We start from the raw sequence: 16016 nt of genomic DNA, 5'->3' as shown, positions 1-16016 counted from the left end.
CGGCAGAGTGGCACTACCTCACGACCACCACGCAAGAGAGGCGAGGCAATGACCGATCACAGCCCCCAGGTGGGCCCCGAATCTACAAGGACACATTCACATGACCGATCACAGGCAGGCTCCGGCTACCGCTCGTAACGACGACCAAACGGCGGACCTCGCGAGCGACCTCTACGAACACGTCCGCCAGCTCAACCACGCCACGGCCGGCCCTCCAAGCCTCACCCTCCCCGGCACCGCCTACACCGTCCTCGGCAACCTCAGCGCAGCCACCTACGGCCTCGATCAGGTCCTCGACCAGATCAACCGCTTCTTCCTCCGGGAACTGCAAGCCGGCCGTCTCGGCCACGACCAGGCCGAAGACGTCGCCGATGTCCTGAGCCGCCACGGTCAAGCTCTAGCCGAAGCCAGACAGCACGCCCGAGCCCTCTGCACGGCCCTCAGCGACGCCCAAGCGACCATCAACGCAGTCCACTCCCGCACTACCCACAGCCCCGAAGCGTCCCCAACCACCGACGGAAGAACGCGCGTGGACGACGTCGGCGTAGCAGCGGCGGCCAACGACTTCCCCAGACCGATCACCGATCCGACGCTCCTCGCACCACCTCTCACCAGCGAACGAAGCCGCTTCATCCGCACTCGCCGCCCGAACTCCCCGGAGGCCTGAGCATGGAGCCGATGACCCACGAGGAACTCGCTGCCCTGCCCACCACAACAACCATCGAGACCGCTGCCCGAGCCCTCGGCCTCGGCCGAACCCGCGCCTACCAAACTGGCCCGCGAGAACCGCTTCCCCTGCAAGGTCATCCGCATAGGCACCACCTACCGAGTAATTACCACCGACCTCCAACGCCTCATGTCCAGCAACGGCAGTGCGTAGCCCGGACACGGAGCCTCAGCGGCTGAGTCCAACGTTGAGCGGGACATGTGCAAGGACTGCATCGGCCAAGGCGTCGTAACCCGCTGCGCTATCGCCGTCGAGCAGGGTCGCCGCGTGATGCGGTTTGGGAGCGAACCATGCCCGTCCTGCGAGGGTCTCGGGGTTCCTTCGCGAGACCGAGAGGGCGGAGTTGGTCCAGGACGACGACGAGCAGGGCAGACCGGACGAGGGGTGAACGTGCCCGGAGCGCGGACTTCGCAGCCCCAGCCTGCCGCGTCCCGAAGCGCCGATTTGCGCGAAAGGACGGTCACACCGTCGCGCCGTTCGCGCAAATAGGCACTTCGGTTTGTCGCTGACCTGTGCGATCGAGCACAACGAAGAGCCGACAAGGTAGGTCAGCCGCGCTCAGGGAGGCCCCGCGCGGCCACGTGCCGGAGCCGAGGAGGACGGAGCGTAGCCGGGCGGAGGAGACGGGAAGTTCGGAGGCGTCGCAGACGACCAAGGGCCCTGGAAGGTCAGGCTCGAATCAGTTATCTCTTGACAACGGCGCAGTACCAGCCGATGACAGTGAGCAAAAAAGTCATCGTTCCGCCGAATGTAGCAGCCCCCCAAATTATTGCCATTCGGGCGGTAGTGGTGGATGTTTTAAAGATCCACGTACCGGCCATTGCGACGATCAAGCTGATCATGGTGACGAAGATTAGTGCGACCAGCGCACTATTTCTCTCCACCGCTCCCCTTTCTTCGGGTCAGGTTGAGGTGCAGGTGTGCTTCAGGCCGACCAGTCCCAGTTTCATGTGTGAATGAGCGATCCCAGCCGCTCGAATGTCGGATCGGCAGCAGCATTTCCCGTCCCTATAACGCAGTCATGCCGAACCAGCGTCGCCGTCTCCGGCGCTGCTATTGCATCCACCGATCCGCTCCACCTCCCTCCACCAGAGAACGCATCCACGGCCGGGACTCGATGCCCATTTCACACGTTAGCGACGCGGATAAGCGGTCGCAAGGAGAGGTGGAGGGCCGTTCGGGACCAGAACAATTTGGTGGGGCTTTGGGAATGACCGAAAACGACTACTCTCGGTTATGGATGTGGGCACCTGGACTGGTGAGGTGAAGGTCAATCAAAACGGTCATCAACCTTGTTTGTGGAACTTGCTGGGACATCTTGCCGGCACGTGGCTTGCTGGCCGGAGTTGACCGGATGGTGGAGCAATGCTAGATTCGCCTCATATTCACAATAGGGATAGTTGTCGATAAATTCAGCTGAGAAAATAAATGGCGATTGCGGGGCGTTTTGGCCCCTGTCTTTATTGTCGCCATAAGAGACGATTGGCTGGCCGCTTGTGGCTAACCGAAGCGCTGACGCCCCAGGCCTCCGGTGGGCCGGGGCACTCATCTGCGTGGGGAGTTTCTGAGGGAGAGTCTTGCCGCTCATGCGGACGAGCACTCCGGGCGTGGAGCACGCGTGCGGTGGGCGTCGAGGTCAACTTGGTATATGGGCGAGCGTGCGGCGATCACGCGGGACGAATACACCGCTGTAAGCGGAACGGTTGTACCTGACTGTCGCGGGTGATCTTCCAGCCTGTAGGCGGAGCGGAGAATCCAAGGGCTATAACTCGTTGCTGCCTGTCTACCTTCAATGCTTCAGTTCAAGCGTTCTACGCACGGTGCGCTTGCGTGATTAGGGTGCCAATGTGGTCCGGGATGGGAGCCGGCTCGACGTGAGAGCGGCTTCTAACGAAGCCGTGTGTCTGGAGGATGGTCGTCCAGGTTTCTGGTTCGTAGGACCAGCGGTAGAGCCAGACTTGGGGGCCGGTGAAGCCGGCGCCGTAGATACCTTGGACGCCGTAGGCACCGGGGACGGCGGGGGCGTGGGAGAAAACCAGCTTGCCGCCGGGGTTCAAGCGGTCGTGGATGAGGGGTAGCAGGTCGTCTGGGTTGGTGAACCAGACCGCGCCCCAGACGGAGTAGATGGCGTCCCAGCGTTGGTCGGTGGCGGTGAGGTAGTCGATCACGTCGCCGTGTTCGAAGCGGGCTGAGGGGAGGTGGCCCCAGCGGCTTCGGGCGTGCTGGCACTGGGTCGGGGAGATGTCGAGGCCGGTGGCAGTGATGCCCTTCGTTGCGAGGGCTGCTACGGCGTCGCCTCGGCCTGAGCCGAGTTCCAGGGCTGTGAGCGGGTCGCCGAGCAGCTCGTCACCGGGACCGTGGCCGGGGTACTGCGTCCAGCCAAACGCGTTCTTGAGAGCCTCCTCGGGGGGCTCGTCGGTGACCCCTTCGGCGTAGTGGTCCCAGTAGGTAGCGCGGTCATTGACGCTGGTCGGCATGTGTGCGGGGCCCTTGGTAGGTGGCTGGTGGGACCCGTGTCACGGTAGCCGTGGAGGTTGATGAGCACTGCCGGTTCAGCTCAGACATGTCGAAGGGCCAACGCCTCGTTGGCGCCGGCCCCTCGAGTGGGTGCGGATCAGTGGCAGCTGCTGCCGGGGTAGCAGGGGGTGCACTTGGCGAAGTCGGCTTCCCACAGCGGCCAGTCGACCGCGAAGCCGTTGGCTTCGATGACGTGGGCGGTCCGCTCGACGGAGCCGTCGTACTTGAAGTCGACGGCCGGGATGTGCTCCAGGAAGCGGCCGAAGTGCCGGTCGCAGAACTCGCGGTAGTTGCGGGTGTCGAGGATGAATCCGTGGACGGCGATGTCGACCAGGGGGCCGCAGCCGATCTCGAGCTTGTCGTCCCACTTCTCCATGGCGGTGATGAGGTATGCGACGGCCTGGCCGAAGAGCTGTCCGGCCATCACGGTGTCGAAGGGGTGGTCGCGGACGAGGAGGGCGATCTGCCGGTCCCACACCTGCGGGTCGACGAAGGACCTGGGGTCCCTGGTCGTGCTGTCCGACGGACAGACCTCCAGGACGGTAATGCTGGACATGACGGCCTCCTTCAGCCGATTGACCTTGGCCGTCTCGTGCGGCCTTAACTCCAAGGTCGGTCGATCGGTGCGGTTTGAGGAGACGTGTGTGCAGGCTCCGGACATGGCGTGCGTCTCTTGCACATGTTCTGGTGTGCGCTGGCTGTGCGGCTTACGTTGGATGGTTGGGTGTTAGCGGATGCCGCAGCGGGCTGCCAGGCCGCGTAGGTCTGGGGACGTCCGGCCTGAGGTCAGGAGGCCGGTGACGAGGTCACGGACGGCTGGGCGGGAGTGTGTCTCTTGCGGTGCGGCGCGCTCGGCGTGCAGGAGCGCCTCCAGGCATTGATCGCGGCGGCCCCACATCCCGTATGCGCGAGCGATGTCTGTGAAGTAGCGGGCCCGGCGCTCCACGGTCGGGAGCGCGCGGGGAGGGATCTTGCGGGCTGCGGCTATGGCCGCGGCTGGGTCGCCGGCGACGTACTCGGCCGAGATCCGGTGAAGCTGTACCGCTGTTCGGCTAAAGCCGCCGCCGTGGTTGCGGAGGAGAACTCTACCGCCGAGGTGATTGGCGAGCCTTGCGGCCTGGTCGGTTAGCTCGCGCATCCCAGAGCGGTCGGCGGCATGGGCTGCCGTGTAAGCGGCCGACATGACGAGAAGGCCGCGCTCGGCCGTCCGAGCGGGGTCGCGGCCTTGGAGCATGTCGCCCTCGGCCATGCCTATCGCGATCTGTCCCGCCTCGGAGTGCCAGCCGGCCCGGCGTGCCAGGACGGCTAGGTTGCGGGCCGCTTCGCCGGCTACGAGGGGGTCGCCGTTCGCTGCAGCGAGAAAGCGGGCCCGGTCTGCTGCGATCCACCCGAGCTGGTCGTCCAGCTTGATCATGAGGCGTGTGACCAAGGTGTAGGTCTCAGCCAGGACGGTGTCCGTGGTGCTGTCAGTGGAGTGGGCGTTGGTAATCAGCTGTGGGAGGACAGTGGCGAGCTTGGCGTACTCGCAGTTGTCGTAGGCGCGGATCGCGGAGGCAAGCGTGGCACGGAGCTCGGCGAGAGGGCCTGGGGCGGCCACAGAGCCTGTGGTCAGCATGGCGCTGCGGACTCGGGCAACGAGGAGATCCGTGGGTCTTGCTTGTGCGTCCGCGGCTGCGGATGCGATGGCACGGGCTGGAGGGCTGGCGGCAGCAGCGGTTACGGCGAGGTTGGTCAAGAGCTGGCGGCGCCGCACATCGTCCTCCGTGGGTGGCTGAACCGTCACCGTAGCGGTGATCCCCAGCGCCGTCGGGGAGATCTCTAGGACTTCGGCGAGGCGGCGGAGTGTGGCGACGTCGTCCAAGGGCTGTGCGCCGGTCTCCAGGCGCGAGACGGTCGAGCGGGAGCAGTGAAGGTGGTCGGCGAGGTCGCGTTGCGTCCAGCCGTGGGCGACGCGGGCAGATCGAACGAGCGTGCCGAGGTTCTTGCTCATGGCGGCCCCGTAGTCCGAGGAACGACCCCGTGGGAGTTATGCCCAAGCCGAGTGTTGAGCACTGTCCTGGGCAGCGGCCACGTTGGGTCCGTTGGGGGCGGCGGAGCTATGTCCGTTTGGGCTGCTTGGACGGGGGCGGACGGGGGCGAGGATCTGAACGCGGGGGCCGGGAGAGCAAATCCGCTCAGTGCTGGTCCGGGACGGACGGTGCCCGTGGATGACGGCTGGGGTCGCGGACGGATCGCGGACAAAAGATCTTGAGGCCGGTCTCCTTGAGGGAGAACCGGCCTCTGATCTGGCGTTTTCTGTCGGGGTGGCGGGATTTGAACCCACGACCTCTTCGTCCCGAACGAAGCGCGCTGCCAAGCTGCGCTACACCCCGGTGGTGGCTGCCCGGGAGTCGTACGTGCTCCCGGCGCCTAGACCACTTTAGCGGATGTTCGGGAGTGCTGCGTCCCTGATTTACGGGCTGTGAAGCCGGTCACGGCGCCGGACGGGGTGAGGGTGATGTCGGTCAGGCCGGCGGCGGTGAGCCAGGCGCGGAGATCGGCGGTGGTGCCGGAGGGGCCGAAGAGGCCGAGGCGGCGCATGAGGGCGTAGAGGGCGTCGTGGCGGGGGGCGGTGCCGCGGACGAGGGTGGTGCCCCGGAGGGTGCCGCCTGGGCGGAGGACGCGGGCCAGCTCGCGGACGGCGGCAGCGGGGTCGGGGAGGCAGTGGAGGCCGTTGTGGGTGAGGCAGGTGTCGAAGGTGGACGAGGGGAAGGGGAGGTGGGTTATGTCGGCCTGGACGAGGGTGTGGGCGCCTCGGCGGCGGGCTCGGTGGAGCATGGACGCGGAGAGGTCGGCGGAGACCTGGTGGGCGGTGGAGGGCGCCAGGCCGCCGCCGCAGGGGATGTCGAGGGTGAGGCCGGGCGGGCGGTCGCCGAGGCTGCGCCAGAGGTGCGTTATGTCGTAGCCCCAGAGGACGCGGGCGGCCAGGCGGGAGACCGTGGGGTTGTGGACGCCCGCGTCGTAGAGGGCGGCTTGGAGGTGGGAGGTCTTCCAGTTCACCGGGGGACGAGGGTGAGGAGGGACGCCTCCGGGGGGCAGCAGAAGCGCATGGGGGCCTTCGGGGACGTGCCGAGGCCGGCGGAGACGTGCAGCCAGGAGCCGCGGTGCCGGTGCAGGCCCTTGACGCGGGGGCGGTCGATGCCGCAGTTGGTGGCGAGGGCGCCGTAGAAGGGGACGCAGACCTGGCCGCCGTGGGTGTGGCCGGCGAGGAGGAGGTCGTAGCCGTCGGCGGCGAAGCGGTCGAGGTTGCGGGGCTCGGGGGAGTGCATGACGCCGAGGTGGACGTCGGCCTGCGGGTCGACGGGGCCGGCGACCTTGTCGTAGCGGTCGCGGTTGATGTGCGAGTCGTCGATGCCGCCGAACTCGACGTCGAGCTCGCCGACCTTGAGGCGTCCGATGCGGTTGTTGAGGTCGAGCCAGCCGGCGGCCTGCAGGGACGAGCCGAGCTCGCGGTAGGGCAGGTCGGGTTCGCGGCGGTGCCGCTTGTAGTCGGACTTGCTGGTGCGCCAGATGTAGCGCAGGGGGTTCTTGAAGATCGGGGAGTACAGGTCGTTGGACCCGTAGACGAAGACGCCCGGACGGTCCAGGAGGGGCCCGAGGGCGTCCAGGAAGGGGCCGATGGCGTCCCGGTGGGAGAGGGTGTCGCCGGTGTTGACGACGAGGTCCGGCTCCAGGGCGTCCAGGGACCGGACCCAGTGGATGAGGCGCGAGCGTCCGGGCGTCAGGTGCGCGTCGGAGATGTGCAGGATCTTGACCGGGGGACGGCCGGGCGGCAGCACCGGCACGTCGAACCGGCGGAGCCGGAACCAGTTCCGCTCGATCACCGAGGCGTACCCGAAGGTCGCGGCGCCCGCGCCCAGGAGGCCGAGGGACGCGGCGTAGATCTTTCGCACGGTTCTCCCTTCTCTGGCGTCCATGGTTCCAGAGATGGGCACCTCGCGGTAATCCTGATGAGGCGGCCGGGTTCGTGCGGGCATGATGTGACCATGAGTGCCCTGAAGGAGAAGCTCGAGACCGACCTGTCGGCGGCGATGAAGGCGCGCGACGACGTCCGCACGCGGACGCTGCGGATGGCGCTGACGGCCGTCAAGAACGAGGAGGTCGCCGGCAAGCGGTCGCGCGAGCTGTCCGACGACGACGTGGTGAAGGTGCTGACCCGGGAGGCGAAGAAGCGCCGGGAGGCCGCGACGGCGTTCGGGGACGCGGGCCGTGCCGAGCAGGCGCAGGCCGAGCGGGACGAGGGCGCGGTGCTGGAGGAGTACCTGCCGGCGCAGCTGTCCGACACGGAGTTGAAGGCGCTGGTCGCGGACGCGATCGCGGAGACGGGCGCGGCGGGCCCGCGGGCGATGGGGCAGGTCATGAAGGTCGTGAACCCGAAGGTCGCGGGGCGCGCCGAGGGCGGGCGGGTCGCCGCGGAGGTCAAGCGGCAGCTCGCGGAATGAGCGAAGGGCCCGGCGCGCGCGCCGGGCCCTCTTGTGGGCCTGGCGAACCGCCAGGCCCTTCTCGACGGCCCGGCGGACCGCCGGGCCTTTCGCCTGTCAGTGGCCGGGCGGCGGCCAGCCGGGGAAGCCCTGGTCGCCCCCGTCCCCGTTGCCGTTCCCGTTCCCGCCGTCGTTCTTCTTCTTGCCGCTGCTGACGTAGAGGATGACGGTGGTGCCGGGCGGGACCTCGGTGCCCGCGTCCGGCGAGGTGGACACGACCGTGCCCTTCGGCTGGTCGGAGTCCACGGACCCGGACGCGACCTGCACCTGGAGGTCGGCGCCCAGGAGCTTGGCCCGGGCCGCGGCGACCTTCATGCCCTTCACCTTCGGGACGCTCGTGGTGTCGCCGAAGTCGCGGGACGGGGTGTTGAAGTCGGGGGCGGGCTTGCCGGCCAGCGCGGACTGCATGCTCTGCTGCCACATGGCGCCGGGGGTGTCCGCGCCGTAGACGCCGTACACCTTGTACTGCCAGGGGCCGCGGTAGTCCCAGTAGGCGGTGGCGGCGGCCATGTTCGGGGTGAAGCCGGCGAACACCGCGCAGGTGAACTCCTCACAGGTCCCGGTCTTGCCGGCGGCGGGACGGCCGATGCCGCGCCCGGCGGCGGTGCCCTTGGTGAGGACGCCCTTGAGGATCGAGTTGACCTTGTCGGCGACGGCCTGGTCGACGGCCTGGTGGCAGTCCTGCTTGGGCAGCTTCAGCTGCTTGCCGTCGGAGTCGATGACCTGCGTGACCGACAGCGGCGTGCAGTACTTGCCGCGGGCGGCGAAGCCGGCGTACGCGGCGGCGAGGTGGACCATGTCGATGTCGTTGCTGCCGAGGACCTGCGACGGGACCGGCGCGATGTCCTCCCCGTTGCCCCGCTTCATGCCGAACGCCTTGGCCATGGCGACGGCGTCGCAGACGCCGACGCGCTTCTCCAGTTGGGCGTAGAAGGTGTTGACCGAGTGCCAGGTCGCGGTCTTGAGGTCGAAGTTGCCGGCCTCGCTGTCACCGGCGTTGTGGAGCGTCCACGTGCCGCCGCCCGCCATCTGGTTCTTGTACTTCACCCCGTTGATGGTCCCGGTGTACTTGCAGGGCTGGAAGCCGCTGACGGTCGTCGTCTGCGGCGAGTTGATGGTGGTGCTGACCGGGATGCCCTCGTCCAGCGCCGCGGCGAGCGTGAAGGTCTTGAACGTCGACCCGGCGGACACGCCCGTGCCGCCGCCGTGGTGGGAGTCGGCGGGCAGGTTGATGGTGGTGCGGCCCTTGCCGGCGCCGAACCGCTTGCTCAGCCCGATCGCCTTGATCCGGCCGGTGCCGGGCTCGACCATCGCCTCGGCGCCGACGCGGTTGCCGGCCGGCGCGACGTGGCTGCGCAGCGCCTGGTCGACGGCGTTCTGCGCCTTCATGTCGAGGGTGGTGCGGATGGTGTAGCCGCCGCGGTTCAGCTTGTTGACGACGTTCTGCTGCTCCTTCGGCGTCATCGACCAGTACTTGCCGTTGGAGAGGATGTCGAGCATGTCGTACTTGACGTACTCGCAGAAGTACGGCGCCTTGCTGGACTCGCAGCCGCCGACCGGGTCGGTGCGGTTCAGCAGGATCGGCTTGGCGGCCTCCGCGTCCGCCTGCGCCTTGGAGATGTGCCCGAGCTGCGCCATCCGGTAGAGGACGATGTCGCGCCGCTTGCGGGCCTCCTTCGGGTTGCGGATCGGGTCGTACAGGGTGGGGTTCTGCGTGATGCCGGCCAGCAGCGCGGCCTGCCCGAGGTTCAGCTTGTTCGCGGGGACGCTGAAGTAGCGCTTGGCGGCGGCCTGGATGCCGTAGGCGCCGGCGCTGAAGTACGCGACGTTCAGGTAGCCCTCGAGGATCTGGTCCTTGGTCATGTGCTGCTCGATGTCGAGCGCGTAGCGCAGCTCGCGCAGCTTGCGGCCCACGGTCGGGGCCGTGACCTCCTTGTACTCCTCCTGGGTCGTCGCCTGGTCGACGAGCAGGTTCTTCACGTACTGCTGGGTGAGGGTGGACCCGCCCTGCGTCTGCTCGGACTCGACGTTGGAGGCCAGCGCGCGGATCGTGCCCTTGAGGTCGAGCGCGCCGTGCTTGTAGAAGCGCGAGTCCTCGATGTCGACCATCGCCTGCCGCATGATGGGGGCGACCTGGTCGAGCCGGACGGACTCGCGGTACTTGTCGAAGAACGTGGCGATCTGCTTGCCGTTCGCGTCGTACATCACCGTCTTCTCGGACGGTGGTGTCGTCTTGAGCGCGCTGTCCATGTTCTCGAAGTTGTTCGCGGCGTCGCGCGCGGTCAGTCCCGCGCTGCCGACGCCGGGAAGCGCGATGAACGCGACCAGGACGCCCGCGACGACACCCGCTCCGAGCAGCCTGAACAGCGTGGAGACGGCCTTACCCCGATCTAGCTTCGCATCGCGCACGGGGTCTAGGGTACGCGGGACGACCAGTGCATTCGGGACAGGTCCCCCGGGCCCGGGCGGAGCGGGCCGGCCGGCGCCGGACGTTCGTCCGGTATGTGCCCCTCGTGACAACCTGCGCCATGTCTGGCGCGTCAACTACAGGTAACTAGTCCGTTCCGGCGGTATGGCCCCGGTGGGCTATATCGAGAATGGGCCCATCGGGGTCTGTTGAATCGTCCCTCGCTTCCGTAAGTTCTTCCCCACGGCTTTCGTTTGGCGGCCTGACGTCCGCGCCCGTCCGGCCAAGGAGCGCAAATCGACACAGACCCTAGGGGAGTGGGGCCAAGATGTGGATCACGGATTGGACCGCCCGCGCCGCCTGCCGTAACGCGGATCCGGACGCCCTGTTCGTGCAGGGAGCGGCGCAGAACCGGGCCAAGCTCATCTGCCGCGGCTGCCCGGTGCGCACGGAGTGTCTCGCCGACGCCCTCGACAACAGGATCGAGTTCGGCGTCTGGGGCGGGATGACCGAGCGGGAGCGCCGCGCGCTCCTCCGCCGGCGGCCGGACGTGCGATCGTGGCGCGACCTGCTGGAGACCGCCAAGGAGGAGTACGAGCGGTCGGTCGAGGCGGACGAGGAAGAGCTCGTCGCGAGCTGAGCCTCGGCTCGGCGCCGGTTGGGACGACGCCCGCGGCCCGTCCGATGGGCGGGCAGGGCACGGACGGCCTGATGGGGCTCGTCCGGAAGACGGCAGGTGACCGGAAGGTCCACCTCAGTGCGGCTGCGGGCCCGTACCGATGCGGTACGGGCCTGCCGCCGCGCCTGCCCACGCTCACGCCGCGCGACGGCGTGAGCGCGCTGGGCTCGAAGGTCATGCCTCCAGGGGCTGCACGGTGAACTGGTAGTCGTAGCGGATGAGGTCGTCCTCGCCGAGGACGAGGAACACCCGCGCGGCCCACGCGACCTCACCGCCGCCCGCCACGAGGCGGACGGTGAACGTGACCGCGTTGTGGTGGCCGAACACGTCGCCCGCCGACACCACCGCGAACTCGCGGCGGACCACGAACTCGTCGTACGCCTCGGCGATCCGCGCCTCCAGTTCGTCATGGCCGCGGAACCGCGCGGTCTCGACGAGCTCCACGCCGTCCTCCGCCCACAGCGCGGCGATGGCGGCGCGGCGCCGTCCGGCGTCGGACTCGCTCCACACCGCGACGTAGCGGCGGGCGATGTCCTCGATCGTGGCGGGCCGCAGCTCGTAGTCGGTCGCCTGCGTCATCGTCGGTCTCCTTCCGTCCGGCCCGGCGGGCCGTCGGGACCGACGCTCGCGGCTGCCGCACGGGCAGGGTCAAGCCGGACGAACGGCGCAGACCCTCCCCCAAGGGGAGACCCCAGAATGGGCGGCATGACGTACCTGTCCATCGGGGACTTCTCGCGCGCCACCCACATGAGCGTGAAGACGCTGCGGCACTACCACCGCGTCGGGCTGCTCGAACCCGCCCACGTGGACCCGGCCACCGGCTACCGCCGCTACACCGCGGAGCAGATCCCGACCGCGCAGGTCATCCGCCGCTTCCGCGACCTCGGCATGCCGCTCGACGACATCGACGCGGTGCTCGCGGCGCCGGACGTACACGCCCGCAACGAGCGGATCGTCGCGCACCTGCACCGGCTGGAGGACGACCTCGGCCGCACGCGCCGCGCCCTCGCCTCGCTGCGCGACCTCCTCGCGCCTCCCCCGGCGGACGCGTCCGCCAACGTCGCGCTGCGCAGCGTGCCGCCGGTCCCGGCCGCGTCCATCACCGAGGTCGTCGACGTCGCCGACATGGCCGCCTGGTTCCAGGGCGCGCTCGGCGAGCTGTACGGGACGCTCGCCGCGCAGGACGTCTCCGAGACCGGACACGCGGGCGGCGTCTTCGCCGACGAGCTGTACACCCGGCATCGCGGCGAGGCGACCATCTTCGTGCCGTGCGCGGGGACCGTCCGGCCGATGGGCCGCGTCGTCGCGCGGGAGGTGCCGGCGGCGGAGCTCGCCGTCATCACGCACCACGGCCCGCCCGACGAGGTGGATCGTTCCTACGGCACGCTCGCCGCCTACGTGTCGCGGCACGCGCTCGCCGTGGACGGCCCCATGCGCGAGTACTACCTCGTCGGCCGCCGCGACACCCCCGACGCGTCCCGCTGGCGCACCGAGATCGGCTGGCCCGTCTTCCAGACCGCCCCGGCCCGTTAAGCGGACGCGTTGGCCCGGCGCGTTGGCCCGGCCCGTTTGGCGGGCGCGTTGGCCCGGCGCGTTAGGCGGGCGCGTGGCCTGGCTCGTTGGCGCGGTGCGTTTGGTGGGCGTGGTGGCCCGCTCGCATTAGGCGGGTTCGTTACGGGGGCGCGTTAGGGCGGGGGTCAGGCGGGGCGCTTGGTGCGGCTTTCGGGGAGCGCCGAGAGGTCCTCGCCGACCTGGCGGAGGCCTTCGAGGTCGTGGACGTCCTCGGCCTGCGCGGGGACGGCGGTGACCGGGACCGTCGGGTGCGTCGACGCGAAGTGGTCGCGGAGGCGCTCCTCGCGGGCGGCGAGCTGCATGCGGTCGGTGTGCAGGCGCAGCAGCGCGGCGGTCAGCGTGTGCTCGCCGCGCTCCTCCAGCGTCTCGGCCGCGGCCTGGCTGCGCGCCGCGGACAGCCCGTCCGCGGCGGACTCGTGGACCCGGTTGACGACGAGCCCGGCGAGCGGCATCCGCTCCTCGGCGAGCCGTTCCACGAAGTAGGACGCCTCGCGCAGCGCGTCCGGCTCGGGCGCGGCGACGACGAGGAACGCGGTCCCGGGGGTCTGCAGCAGCTTGAACGTCTTCTCGGCGCGCTCGCGGAACCCGCCGAACATCGTGTCGAACGCGGCCACGAACGTCTGCACGTCGCGGAGCAGCTGGACGCCGAGGACCTTGTTGATCGCGCCGGTGAACATGCCGAACCCGGCGCTGATCACCTTGACGCCGAACCGGCCGCCGGTCTTGGCGGGGGCGGCGAGGATCTTCATGAAGCGGCCGTCGAGGAAGCGGCCCATCCGCTCGGGGGCGTCCAGGAAGTCGAGGGCGTTGCGGGACGGCGGGGTGTCGACGATGATCAGGTCCCAGGCGCCGGAGCGGTGCAGCTGCCCGAGCTTCTCCATCGCCATGTACTCCTGCGTGCCGGACAGCGACGAGGAGAGCGACTGGTAGAAGGGGTTGGCGAGGATCTGCTTGGCCCGGTCGGGGTCGGCGTGCGCCTCGACGATCTCGTCGAAGGTCCGCTTCATGTCGAGCATCATGGCGTGCAGCTCGCCGTCGCCGTCGATCTCGATCTTGCGCGGGTTGTTGTCCAGCTCGGACAGCCCCATGGACTGGGCGAGGCGGCGCGCCGGGTCGACGGTGAGGACGACGACGTCGCGGCCGCGCTCGGCGGCCCGCACGCCGAGGGCCGCGGCGGTGGTGGTCTTGCCCACGCCGCCGGACCCGCAGCACACGATGATCTTGGTGCGCGGGTCGTCGAGCAGCGCGTCGACGTCCAGCGCGGGCGGGTTCTTGCCGGTCACGAGCCTCTCCCCCATCAAGCGGCACCTTGCGCGCGCAGCGCGGCGGCCAGGTCGTACAGGCCGGCGAGGTCCATGCCGTCGGACAGCATCGGCAGCGTGTAGCGGGGCCGGTCGACGGACTCCAGCCGCTCCTTCTCGCGGCGCTGCAGCGCGGTGCGGCGGGCGTGCTCGCCGGCCTCGGCGGCCAGGACCGCGGCGATGGACTCGGCGTCGTGCTCCAGCCCGGCGGCCTTCACGCCGCGCAGGATCTCGTCGGTGTCGAGGGCGCCGGCGGCGGCCGCGGCGAGGTCGTCCTCGGACAGCACCGGCTGGTGCTCCATGTTGACGATGACGCCGCCGACGGGCAGCCCCACCTCGGTGAGCTCGCGGATGCCGTCCATCGTCTCCTGGACGGGCATCTCCTCCAGCAGCGTGACGAAGTGGACGGCGGTCTCGGGGCTGCGCACGACCTTCATCACCGTGTCGGCGTGGTTGCGGACCGGGCCGACCTTCGCGAGCCCGGAGACCTCGTCGTTGACGTTGAGGAACTTGGTGATCCGGCCGGTGGGCGGGGCGTCCATGACGACGGCGTCGTAGATGAACGAGCCGTCCTTCTTCCTGCGCCGCACGGACTCGGAGGTCTTGCCGGTGAGGATCACGTCGCGCAGGCCGGGGGCGATGGTGGTGACGAAGTCGACGATGCCGAGCTTGGTCATCGCCTTCCCGGCGCGCTTGAGGTTGTAGAACATCTCGAGGTACTCGATGAGCGCCTCTTCGGTGTCGACGGCGAGCGCGTAGACGTCCCCGCCGTCCGGGGCGACGGCGACGCGGCGCTCCTCGTAGGGCAGCGGCGGGCAGTCGAAGAGCTGGGCGATGCCCTGCCGGCCCTCCACCTCGACGAGCAGGACCTTGCGGCCGCCGGCGGCCAGGGCCAGGGCGAGTGCGGCAGCGACGGTCGTCTTGCCCGTGCCGCCCTTGCCGGTGACGACATGGAGGCGTACGCCGTCCCAGTCGGTGTCTCTCGCGCTCACCCGATCGACCATATCGTTCACTCGGCAAGGACTTGAGAGGGCGCCCTCCCTGATGCAAGTGATCCCTGACACGGTGCCGTACCCGTGGGTAGATCGCTCGCCGGGGCCGTTGTGCCGGGCGTGCCCGCGAGGTTAGCTGGGAAACGTGAGACCGGTCCTCGGGCCGGTACGTCCGGACCCGGGCGGGTCCGGACCGTCCACGTCGGAAAGGTGGCCCGTGATGGCAGCGGTGGCCCTGATCATTGTGCTGATCGTCGTGGTGGGCGGTTTGATCACGCTCGCCTCGTCGCTGCGGGTCGTGCAGCAGTTCGAGCACGGCATCGTGTTCCGGTTCGGCCAGGTGCAGCGCGGCGGGCAGCTGCGGCCCGGCGCCGTCCGCCGGCCCGGTCTGACGGCGATCATCCCGTACATCGAGCGGATGCAGAAGGTGAACCAGCAGACGGTCACGATGGGGGTGCCGGCGCAGGACGGCATCACCCAGGACAACGTGAGCGTCCGGGTCGACGCGGTCGTCTACTTCCGGGTGGTGGACCCGGTGAAGGCGATCGTGAACGTGCAGAACTACGGCTACGCGATCTCGCAGGTGGCGCAGACGTCGCTGCGGTCGGCGATCGGCCAGGCGGACATGCAGGAGCTGCTCGGCGAGCGGGAGAAGATCAACGTCCGGCTGCGCTCGATCATCGACGAGATCACCCAGGACCCGTGGGGGATCCTGATCGAGCGGGTGGAGATCAAGGACGTCTCGCTGCCGGAGGGCATGAAGCGGTCGATGGCCCGGCAGGCGGAGGCGGAGCGGGAGCGGCGCGCCCGCATCATCACGGCGGACGGCGAGTTCCAGGCGTCCAAGCGGCTGGCCGCGGCGGCGGAGATCATGTCGCAGGACCCGGCGGCGCTGCAGCTGCGGCTGCTGCAGACGGTCGTGGAGGTGTCGGCGGAGAAGAACAGCACGCTGGTGATGCCGCTGCCGGTGGAGATCCTGCGGTTCTTCGACAAGATGAGCGGCGGCGAGGACGGCGGGTCCCAGTCCGCGGCGAACCGCCTCGACCTGCGGGAGCGGCTCGCGAAGGCGGAGGAGGACCTGGCGAAGGCGGCCGAGCAGCCGTCGACGCTGGAGTCGGCGGAGGACGTTCCGCCGGTCATCGGGCTGGACGACCCGCGTCCGCACCACGGGCTGGCCCGCGGCGAGCGGTCCGACGAGGTGCAGGGTCCCCGCGAGGGCGAGCGGCGCGGCATCGCGGGCGGCGACCGCCCGGCCGGCGGGGGCGCCCCCGAGGAGGAGCCCCCCACCGACTTCTGACCCT

Annotated in this window: 15 protein-coding genes and 1 tRNA gene; 6 read left to right on the top strand and 10 right to left on the bottom strand. The window is 69.3% G+C overall.

Going from position 1 to position 16016, the window contains the following annotated elements; translation table 11 throughout:
- Positions 1–100 precede the first annotated feature (100 nt).
- Positions 101–667, top strand: coding sequence for a hypothetical protein (locus F9B16_RS12785; RefSeq protein WP_151540253.1), 567 nt, complete (start codon positions 101–103; stop codon positions 665–667).
- 750 nt (positions 668–1417) lie between these two features.
- Positions 1418–1687: a hypothetical protein gene (locus tag F9B16_RS12775; protein WP_151540252.1), complete on the top strand. Its 270-nt coding sequence runs from the start codon at positions 1418–1420 to the stop codon at positions 1685–1687.
- An 851-nt stretch (positions 1688–2538) separates the two neighbouring features.
- On the opposite strand, the gene F9B16_RS12770 is transcribed toward F9B16_RS12775, so the two are convergent.
- The 6 genes from F9B16_RS12770 to F9B16_RS12745 form a co-directional block, all read right to left on the bottom strand.
- Entirely contained in the window at positions 2539–3204 is a 666-nt protein-coding gene (locus F9B16_RS12770) for a class I SAM-dependent methyltransferase (protein WP_151540251.1), read from the bottom strand.
- Between the two features lie 137 nt (positions 3205–3341).
- Positions 3342–3800, bottom strand: a complete 459-nt coding sequence (locus F9B16_RS12765) for a glycine-rich domain-containing protein (protein WP_151540250.1) — start codon at positions 3798–3800, stop codon at positions 3342–3344.
- 171 nt (positions 3801–3971) lie between these two features.
- Positions 3972–5234, bottom strand: a complete 1263-nt coding sequence (locus F9B16_RS12760; protein WP_151540249.1) for a helix-turn-helix transcriptional regulator — start codon at positions 5232–5234, stop codon at positions 3972–3974.
- 308 nt (positions 5235–5542) lie between these two features.
- Positions 5543–5616, bottom strand: a tRNA-Pro gene (locus F9B16_RS12755).
- A 37-nt stretch (positions 5617–5653) separates the two neighbouring features.
- Positions 5654–6283: a class I SAM-dependent methyltransferase gene (locus F9B16_RS12750; RefSeq protein WP_151540248.1), complete on the bottom strand. Its 630-nt coding sequence runs from the start codon at positions 6281–6283 to the stop codon at positions 5654–5656.
- The gene (locus F9B16_RS12745) at positions 6280–7176 is read right to left on the bottom strand and encodes a metallophosphoesterase (protein ID WP_225991583.1); all 897 of its coding nucleotides are present in this window, start codon (positions 7174–7176) and stop codon (positions 6280–6282) included. The genes F9B16_RS12750 and F9B16_RS12745 overlap by 4 nt, the downstream gene beginning before the upstream one ends.
- Before the next feature lie 93 nt (positions 7177–7269).
- Between F9B16_RS12745 and F9B16_RS12740 the strand changes: the two genes are divergently transcribed.
- A complete protein-coding gene (locus tag F9B16_RS12740) occupies positions 7270–7725 on the top strand; it encodes a GatB/YqeY domain-containing protein (RefSeq protein WP_151540246.1) in 456 nt (151 codons plus the stop codon).
- A gap of 96 nt (positions 7726–7821) precedes the next feature.
- Here F9B16_RS12740 and F9B16_RS12735 read toward each other — a convergent pair whose 3' ends face one another.
- Complete coding sequence (locus F9B16_RS12735; protein ID WP_151540245.1) at positions 7822–10173, bottom strand: penicillin-binding protein; 2352 nt, start codon at positions 10171–10173, stop codon at positions 7822–7824.
- A gap of 326 nt (positions 10174–10499) precedes the next feature.
- On the opposite strand from F9B16_RS12735, the gene F9B16_RS12730 reads away from it, so the two are divergent.
- Positions 10500–10811 carry a WhiB family transcriptional regulator gene (locus F9B16_RS12730; protein WP_151540244.1) on the top strand — a complete coding sequence of 104 codons (312 nt, stop codon included), beginning with the start codon at positions 10500–10502 and terminating at the stop codon, positions 10809–10811.
- Between the two features lie 213 nt (positions 10812–11024).
- Here the strand turns inward: F9B16_RS12730 and F9B16_RS12725 are convergent, their stop codons facing one another.
- The gene (locus tag F9B16_RS12725) at positions 11025–11429 is read right to left on the bottom strand and encodes a hypothetical protein (RefSeq protein WP_151540243.1); all 405 of its coding nucleotides are present in this window, start codon (positions 11427–11429) and stop codon (positions 11025–11027) included.
- Between the two features lie 126 nt (positions 11430–11555).
- On the opposite strand from F9B16_RS12725, the gene F9B16_RS12720 reads away from it, so the two are divergent.
- A complete protein-coding gene (locus tag F9B16_RS12720) occupies positions 11556–12383 on the top strand; it encodes a MerR family transcriptional regulator (protein ID WP_151540242.1) in 828 nt (275 codons plus the stop codon).
- A 164-nt stretch (positions 12384–12547) separates the two neighbouring features.
- On the opposite strand, the gene F9B16_RS12715 is transcribed toward F9B16_RS12720, so the two are convergent.
- Positions 12548–13720 carry an ArsA family ATPase gene (locus F9B16_RS12715; protein ID WP_151540241.1) on the bottom strand — a complete coding sequence of 391 codons (1173 nt, stop codon included), beginning with the start codon at positions 13718–13720 and terminating at the stop codon, positions 12548–12550.
- The gene (locus F9B16_RS12710) at positions 13720–14715 is read right to left on the bottom strand and encodes an ArsA-related P-loop ATPase (protein WP_151540240.1); all 996 of its coding nucleotides are present in this window, start codon (positions 14713–14715) and stop codon (positions 13720–13722) included. Before F9B16_RS12710 ends, F9B16_RS12715 begins: the two co-directional genes overlap by 1 nt.
- Positions 14716–14935: 220 nt before the next feature.
- On the opposite strand from F9B16_RS12710, the gene F9B16_RS12705 reads away from it, so the two are divergent.
- Complete coding sequence (locus F9B16_RS12705; RefSeq protein ID WP_151540239.1) at positions 14936–16012, top strand: slipin family protein; 1077 nt, start codon at positions 14936–14938, stop codon at positions 16010–16012.
- Positions 16013–16016: the final 4 nt, after the last annotated feature.

Origin of the sequence: Actinomadura montaniterrae (assembly GCF_008923365.1) — a bacterium.
In the GTDB taxonomy this organism is placed as follows: Bacteria; Actinomycetota; Actinomycetes; order Streptosporangiales; family Streptosporangiaceae; genus Spirillospora; species Spirillospora montaniterrae.
This window is presented reverse-complemented; position numbering and strand designations above follow the sequence as displayed.